The organism is Pseudomonas sp. HMWF021 (assembly GCF_003061005.1).
Classification (GTDB): domain Bacteria; phylum Pseudomonadota; class Gammaproteobacteria; order Pseudomonadales; family Pseudomonadaceae; genus Aquipseudomonas.
The window spans coordinates 26,158-33,357 of the sequence record NZ_QAIK01000104.1 but is presented as its reverse complement, the minus strand read 5'-3'; the positions used below and the strand labels follow the sequence as shown (position 1 = coordinate 33,357).

8 protein-coding genes are annotated in these 7,200 nt (G+C 59.2%); 2 read left to right on the top strand and 6 right to left on the bottom strand.

Annotated elements, in window-relative coordinates; all coding sequences use genetic code 11:
* A partial coding sequence (nagZ, locus tag DBR18_RS13895; protein ID WP_256588702.1) for a beta-N-acetylhexosaminidase occupies positions 1-843 on the bottom strand: 843 nt, incomplete at its 3' end.
* A gap of 158 nt (positions 844-1,001) precedes the next feature.
* Complete coding sequence (locus tag DBR18_RS13890) at positions 1,002-1,709, bottom strand: TetR/AcrR family transcriptional regulator (protein WP_108590736.1); 708 nt, start codon at positions 1,707-1,709, stop codon at positions 1,002-1,004.
* A gap of 229 nt (positions 1,710-1,938) precedes the next feature.
* On the opposite strand from DBR18_RS13890, the gene lexA reads away from it, so the two are divergent.
* A complete protein-coding gene (gene lexA / locus DBR18_RS13885) occupies positions 1,939-2,547 on the top strand; it encodes a transcriptional repressor LexA (protein WP_108590735.1) in 609 nt (202 codons plus the stop codon).
* Positions 2,548-2,570: 23 nt separating this feature from the next.
* Positions 2,571-3,032, top strand: a complete 462-nt coding sequence (gene sulA / locus DBR18_RS13880; RefSeq protein WP_108590734.1) for an SOS-induced cell division inhibitor SulA — start codon at positions 2,571-2,573, stop codon at positions 3,030-3,032.
* A gap of 85 nt (positions 3,033-3,117) precedes the next feature.
* Here sulA and DBR18_RS13875 read toward each other — a convergent pair whose 3' ends face one another.
* The 4 genes from DBR18_RS13875 to DBR18_RS13860 form a co-directional block, all read right to left on the bottom strand.
* Positions 3,118-3,351, bottom strand: a complete 234-nt coding sequence (locus DBR18_RS13875; protein WP_003226592.1) for a hypothetical protein — start codon at positions 3,349-3,351, stop codon at positions 3,118-3,120.
* Positions 3,352-3,457: 106 nt separating this feature from the next.
* On the bottom strand, positions 3,458-3,982 hold the full coding sequence (locus DBR18_RS13870; protein WP_108590733.1) for a DUF6586 family protein: 525 nt from the start codon (positions 3,980-3,982) through the stop codon (positions 3,458-3,460).
* Positions 3,983-4,126: 144 nt separating this feature from the next.
* A complete protein-coding gene (topA, locus tag DBR18_RS13865; protein WP_108590732.1) occupies positions 4,127-6,757 on the bottom strand; it encodes a type I DNA topoisomerase in 2,631 nt (876 codons plus the stop codon).
* Positions 6,758-6,871: 114 nt separating this feature from the next.
* Complete coding sequence (locus tag DBR18_RS13860) at positions 6,872-7,108, bottom strand: DUF1653 domain-containing protein (RefSeq protein WP_007961814.1); 237 nt, start codon at positions 7,106-7,108, stop codon at positions 6,872-6,874.
* Positions 7,109-7,200 lie beyond the last annotated feature (92 nt).

Below are 7,200 nucleotides of genomic sequence, written 5' to 3'. Positions count from 1 at the left end.
GTCGTTGCACACCAGACCCATGTCGCAACCGGCGCTGAGCGCGGCTTCAATTCGGCTGGCGGCATCGCCGACCACGTGGGCGCCGGCCATCGACAGGTCGTCGCTGAAGATCACGCCGTCGAACTGCAATTCGCCGCGCAGAATGTCCTGCAACCAGCGGCGGGAGAACCCGGCTGGCTGCGAATCGACTTGCGGATAGATGACGTGCGCCGGCATGACCGCAGCCAGTTGCTTGCTGAGCCGGGCGAACGGTACGAGATCGTTGGCGCGGATCTCGTCGAGGCTGCGCTCGTCATTCGGGATCGCCACATGGGAATCCGCCTCGGCCCAGCCGTGACCGGGGAAATGCTTGCCGGTAGCGGCCATGCCCGCGCTGTTCATGCCACGGATGAAGGCGCCGGCGAGCAACGCAGCGCGCTCGGGATCACCCTCGAACGAACGGGTGCCGACCACGGCGCTGCGCTGGTAATCCAGATCCAGCACGGGGGCGAAGCTCAGGTCGAGGCCGACTGCCAGCACTTCGGTGGCCATGATCCAGCCGCACTGCTCGGCGAGGTATTCGGCGTTCGGGTTGTCGGCAATGGCGCGCATCGCCGGCAGGCGCACGAAGCCCTGACGCAGGCGTTGCACGCGACCGCCCTCCTGGTCCACCGCCAGCAGCAGATCCGGGCGAATGGCGCGGATCGCCGCACTGAGCTCACGCACCTGGCGTGGATGCTCGATGTTGCGCGCGAAAATGATCAAGCCGCCCACTTCGGGCTGACGCAACAATTGGCGATCTTCGGCCGTCAGCCAGGTACCGGCGACGTCCACCATCAACGAGCCTTGCAGGCCAGCAGTCATAGAGATTCCTTGAAAACGAAAAACCCGATCCGCCAGAAATCACTACCGTGAGCAGTGCCCGGCAGTTCAGTAATTTCTATGAAGATCGGGTTCAGAACGAGAGTCGGCATGGGCGGCTAGCTTAGCGGATACAAGCAGCCGCGCCCACCCGTGCGCGGCTAAACCTTGGCGGCGACCGGGGTCGATTTGCTGCGCGGGCGAAGCTGCGCAGTTGCCATCGCCGGGTCGGTGACGCCGGTTTCGGCGCGCATGCCAGCGGCGAGGAACGGCACCATCAGGCGCATTACCTGTTCAATCGAAGTGTTGACGCCAAAATCGGTTTCGGCAATCGCACGCAATGCCTTGATGCCAGACATGCTGAAAGCCGCAGCGCCGAGCATGAAGTGCACGCGCCAGAACAGTTCGATTGGAGGAATGCGTGGCGCAGCTTCGTTGACCAGCAGCATGTAGCGACGGAAAACCTTGCCGTACATGTCCTCCAGATAACGACGCAGGTGGCCCTGGCTCTGGCTGAAAGCAAGCCCGAGCAAACGCATGAAAATCGACAGGTCATTACCACTGCGAGGCTGCACCACCAGTGCCTGCTCAACGAGCATTTCCAGCAGTTCTTCAAGAGTGGGCTTGTGTTCGGGCTTGGACTGGCGGCGCTCAAGCTCTTTATCGAGGCTAATGCAGAACGGCCCGAGAAAACGCGAGAAAACTGCCTGGATCAGCGCCTTCTTGGAGCCGAAATGATAGTTCACCGCCGCGAGGTTTACCCCGGCCTTACTGGTGATCAAACGCAATGAGGTTTCGGCAAAACCTTTCTCCGCGAACAATTGCTCGGCAGCATCAAGAATGCGTTCAACGGTTTCCGACTGGGCCATGGCTACTCCGCCTGACAAACACTTGTTTGAAACATACGTTTCAGCCTGTGCCTTGTCAAGCCTGCCAGTTCGTTTTGGGAATGGTCGGTCAGCTATTTAACCACACCGCAACTGCTCATTAGAAAAGTCGCAGACCGACCGTCCGGCGGGCTACAAAAAAACGGCCATTGCCAAGGCTGCTTCACTGTATATAATCCCAGTCACTGTATAAAAAGACAGAGCGATCAATATGCTAAAGCTGACGCCACGCCAAGCCGAGATTCTGGCCTTCATCAAACGCTGCCTCGAAGACAACGGCTACCCGCCCACCCGCGCGGAAATTGCTCAGGAGCTGGGCTTCAAGTCGCCGAACGCGGCTGAAGAACATCTCAAGGCCCTCGCCCGCAAAGGCGCCATCGAGATGACTCCGGGTGCCTCACGCGGCATTCGCATCCCGGGCTTCGAAGCCAAGGCTGACGACACCACCCTGCCGATCATTGGTCGAGTCGCCGCCGGCGCACCGATCCTCGCCCAGCAGCACATCGAAGAATCCTGCAACATCAACCCGGCCTTCTTTCACCCACGCGCCGACTACCTGTTGCGCGTGCATGGCATGAGCATGAAGGACATCGGTATTTTCGACGGTGACCTGCTGGCGGTGCATACCACCCGCGAAGCACGCAATGGCCAGGTAGTCGTTGCACGAATCGGCGATGAAGTGACGGTCAAACGCTTCAAGCGCGAAGGCAGCAAAGTCTGGCTGATTGCCGAAAACCCTGAGTTCGCCCCCATCGAAGTCGACCTGAAAGACCAGGAACTGGTGATCGAAGGCTTGAGTGTCGGCGTCATCCGCCGCTAAAGGAGGCTTTATGCAGTTCCCACATCCCCCCCCAGCAAACACAACTGCCTTTATTCGAAGCGTTTCTGGCACAACCCATGGCGCCGGCCCTAAAAGATGTGGTCGAACGTCCATGGATTGCCGAACCGGAAGTATTCAGTGAGCTGTCACTGCGCGGTGCGGCCGGGAACTGCCTGAACCTGCTTGCCCCGATCCTTCGCGAACTGAGCGAGGATCAGGACGCACGCTGGCTGACACTGATCGCCCCGCCTGCCAGTCTGACCCAGATCTGGCTGCGAGAGGCCGGCCTGAATCGTGAACGCATTCTGCTGCTGCAACCACGTGGCGCGCAAAGCGCCCAGCAACTGGCATGTGAAGCGCTGCGCTTGGGTCGTAGCCACACAGTGGTGAGCTGGCTAAACCCGCTGAGCACAGGTTCACGGCAACAGTTGATCAGCGCAGCCCGCACGGGCGACGCTCAGAGTCTGAACATTCGATTGGGTTGATACTGTTGTAACACGCGCTGTGTGAAGCGCATGGCTTCTCCAGGGATAGAGAAGCCGACTTGATGCAAACGCCGACAGGCGGGGCTCAATGCAGAACCCGTGGCCCTTCTTCCTTATCAAACTCGCCTTCAACCATACGACCGGCCATCTGCACGCCGACGCTCAACATCGCCTTGGCGATTTCCACGTGCTGGCCTTGCAGGAACGCCTTGGCATCCTCGGAGAAATCCAGCGTCACCAGAGAACCCTCGTCCTCAGCCCTGCGCAGTTCGATTCGGCCGTCTGGTAACTCGACAATTTCTAGAAAGGACGTTGGCATATAGGTCTGTTCTCCACGAAAGGCAGGGATTATATAGACATCATTCGTGCTTCGCTCGGGATCTTGACCAGCAGCATGTTTCAGATTGCCACCGTGTCAATTGCCCTCAGCACTCGTTCAAGCCTTCGCGAAAGCGGATGGCCAGCCCTTTTAGATTCTGCCGCCAGCTCTCCAGCTCTTCGCGACTCAGCTCATGCGTCGCCTCTTCTTCATCCAGATTAACCGCCTGAATCAATGGCTGCGTCACATCACCCTTGGGCTTGTGCGGCACCCGTGGCGGTTGGAACAACGCCGAATGCGCCGCCAGCAGTTTCGCCAGCCAGGTTTCAGGATTGCCGGCCAATTCAACCATCTCGGCCAACTCAGGGATCGCGATCGACTCCAGAGTTTCACGAGTCAGCAACATCTCTGCCCGTGGCGAATTGGCCTGAGGCAGACGGTAGAAACCGGCGATTTCGTGGCACAACCCCAATAGCGCACCATAAAGATGAAACAACGCCGATTCACGCCCGGCCTGAATCAGCGCCAACGCGTTCATGGCCCGCCCCTCCTCGGCGCGAGCCAGAGCTTCCAACGACAGGCCGGCGAAATAGATCTTCTGATTGGTACGGGTATAGAGTTCGTGCGCCATGCCGGCAGTCTCCACAGCGAAATAATTGCGTCACACAGGCCGGACAGTGTCGTGGATCAGCCGATGCCACCGCAAGCACAAAACAAAAAGGCCGCATGAAAACCCGAGGGTCATCATGCGGCCTTTTATGTCTCGGACTGACGCTTACTCAGCCTTGGCTTTCGTACGCTTGTCTTCAACCGTCCACTTGCCACCGTCGTAGTACGCCTTCCAGCCGGTAGGCTTGCCGTCTACTTCGGTCTGCACGTATTGCTCCTTGGTCTTGCGGCTGTAGCGGATGACCGCTGGCAGACCATCAGGATCCTTCTGCGGCGCATCGCACAGGAAGTGGTACTTCGGATCGATCTCGTCCTTGTGCGGCAGAATCTCGATCACCAGCGGAGCACGAGTCTCCCGGTTTTTCGGGAACTGGCTGGCCGCCAGGAACAGACCGGACGCACCGTCGCGCAGGATGTAGGTGTCGTTGACCTTCTCGCACTTGAGTTCAGGCATCTTCACCGGGTCCATCTTCGGCGGCGCCGCATCACCGCTCTTCAGCAGCTTGCGGGTGTTCTTGCAGGTCGGGTTGGTGCAACCGAAGAACTTGCCAAAACGGCCGGTCTTGAGTTGCATCTCGCTGCCGCACTTGTCGCACTCCAGGCTCGGACCTTCGTAGCCCTTGATGCGGTAGTTGCCTTCTTCGATTTCGTAGCCAGCGCAATCCGGGTTGTTACCGCAGATGTGCAGCTTGCGCTTCTCGTCGAGCAGATAGGCGTCCATCGCCGTGCTGCAGATCGGGCAGCGATGCTTGCCGCGCAGCACCAGCGATTCCGACTCACCCTCGTCGTCCGCGGCGATTTCATCGCCCGGCACCAGGTTGACGGTGGCCTTGCAGCGCTCTTTCGGTGGCAGGCTGTAGCCCGAGCACCCGAGGAACACGCCGGTCGATGCCGTACGGATCTGCATCGGACGACCACACGTGGTGCACGGAATGTCAGTCATGACCGGCTGGTTGGCACGCATGCCGTTGTCCGGGTTTTCGGCCACTTCGAGCTTCTTCTTGAAATCGCCGTAGAACTCGTCCAGCACGTTTTTCCAGTCGCGCTCACCCTGAGCCACATCGTCGAGGTTCTCTTCCATGCCGGCGGTGAAGCCGTAGTCCATGAGGTTCGAGAAGCTCTCCGACAGGCGCTCGGTGACGATGTCGCCCATCTTTTCCGAATAGAAGCGACGGTTGTGCAGGGTCACGTAGCCGCGATCCTGGATGGTCGAAATGATCGCAGCGTAGGTCGAAGGACGACCGATACCGCGTTTTTCCATCTCTTTTACCAGGCTGGCTTCCGAATAACGCGCCGGCGGCTTGGTGAAATGCTGCGACGGATCGAGCTTGATCAGCTTCATCACGTCGCCTTGCGCCATATCGGGCAGAACGTCGTCATCGCCAGGCTTGGCGATCTGCGGCATAACGCGGGTGTAACCGTCGAACTTGAGGATACGGCCCTTGGCGCGCAACTCGAAGTCACCAGCACCGACGCTGACGGTGGTCGACAGGTATTGCGCTGGCAGCATCTGGCAAGCGAGGAACTGGCGCCAGATCAGCTCATAGAGGCGCTCAGCGTCACGCTCCATACCCGCCAGCTTGCTCGGCGTGGTGTTGGCGTCAGACGGTCGAATCGCTTCGTGAGCCTCTTGTGCGCCTTCCTTGCTGCTGTAGACGTTCGGGGTTTCCGGCAGGTACTTCTTGCCGAACTCGTCTTCGATGTAAGTGCGCGCCATCGCCACGGCGTCAGCCGAGAGGTTGGTCGAGTCGGTACGCATGTAAGTGATGTAGCCGGCTTCGTACAGACGCTGGGCCATCATCATGGTTTTCTTCACGCCGAAGCCCAGGCGGTTGCTCGCAGCCTGCTGCAGGGTGGACGTGATGAACGGCGCCGACGGCTTGCTGCTGGTCGGCTTGTCTTCGCGCTTGACGATGCTGTAGCTGGAAGACTTGAGCTTCTCCAGCGCGGCCATGGCCTGGGCTTCGTTGAGCGGCTTGAAGGCTTCGCCTTTCTCGCGAGCGACTTCGAAGCGTACGGTCGAGCCTTTGGTGGTGCCGAGATCGGCATGCACTTCCCAGTACTCTTCCGGGTTGAACGCACGGATCTCGCGTTCACGCTCCACCACCAGCTTCACGGCAACCGATTGCACCCGACCGGCCGACAGGCCACGGGCGATTTTCGCCCACAGCAGCGGCGAGACCATGTAACCCACAACGCGGTCGAGGAAACGACGCGCCTGCTGGGCGTTCACACGATCGATGTCCAGCTCGCCCGGCTCGGAGAAGGCTTCCTGAATCGCCTTCTTGGTGATTTCGTTGAACACCACACGCTTGTAGCGGCTGTCGTCACCACCGATGGCTTCGCGCAGGTGCCAGGCAATGGCTTCCCCCTCGCGATCCAAGTCGGTTGCGAGATAGATGGTGTCAGCATCCTTGGCGAGCCGGCGCAGCTCTTCGATGACCTTCTCCTTGCCCGGGAGAATCTCGTACTTGGCTTTCCAGCCATGCTCGGGATCGACCCCCATGCGCGAGACGAGCTGCTTGCGCGCCTTCTCTTTCGGCGTGAGCACCGGCCCTTCACCTGCGGCAGCCTTGCCGCGCTTGGCGGCCGGCTCTTTGCTGGCGCTAGCCGAACCGCTGGTGGGCAGGTCTCGGATATGGCCGATACTCGACTTCACCACGTATTGGTTGCCCAGATACTTGTTGATGGTCTTGGCCTTAGCCGGGGATTCCACAATGACCAGCGATTTGCCCATGGATCAGAAAATTCCTGAATTCTAGAAGTGAAAGGCGGTTGGCGCCTGACGCGGCACCGCTATATATAGTTGATACAAGGTGAGGTCAAGCACAGGGTTCTGTGCGCACTCGCCTCATGCCTTGGAAAAAAGGCTCGGTTCGGCTTGCACCAAAGCAAAGCGTGGCACCTGCTCGCCGTCAACCTCGACCGACTCGACGAACATGCTCAAAGGGCGTACCCAAAAGCCGTAATCCCCATACAGGGCTTGGTAAAACACCACTTCTTCTTCGGTCTCGGAATGCCGCGCAACACTGAATACGCGGTACTGCGGACCTTTGTAATGTTGGTAGAGCCCAGGTTGTATCGGCATGTTTTGGCCCTCACTCAAATTTTTTCAAAATAAATACAAAAATAAATCCACAAAAACAAAAACCGGGGCACTTGGCCCCGGCTTCCATCGAC

Bases quoted from the DNA above. Each gene is read 5' to 3' on its own strand.
- DBR18_RS13860 (WP_007961814.1), bottom strand. From the start codon at position 7,108: ATGCCGATACAACCTGGGCTCTACCAACATTACAAAGGTCCGCAGTAC.
- DBR18_RS13890 (WP_108590736.1), bottom strand. From the start codon at position 1,709: ATGGCCCAGTCGGAAACCGTTGAACGCATTCTTGATGCTGCCGAGCAA.
- DBR18_RS13875 (WP_003226592.1), bottom strand. From the start codon at position 3,351: ATGCCAACGTCCTTTCTAGAAATTGTCGAGTTACCAGACGGCCGAATC.
- topA (WP_108590732.1), bottom strand. From the start codon at position 6,757: ATGGGCAAATCGCTGGTCATTGTGGAATCCCCGGCTAAGGCCAAGACC.
- lexA (WP_108590735.1), top strand. From the start codon at position 1,939: ATGCTAAAGCTGACGCCACGCCAAGCCGAGATTCTGGCCTTCATCAAA.
- DBR18_RS13870 (WP_108590733.1), bottom strand. From the start codon at position 3,982: ATGGCGCACGAACTCTATACCCGTACCAATCAGAAGATCTATTTCGCC.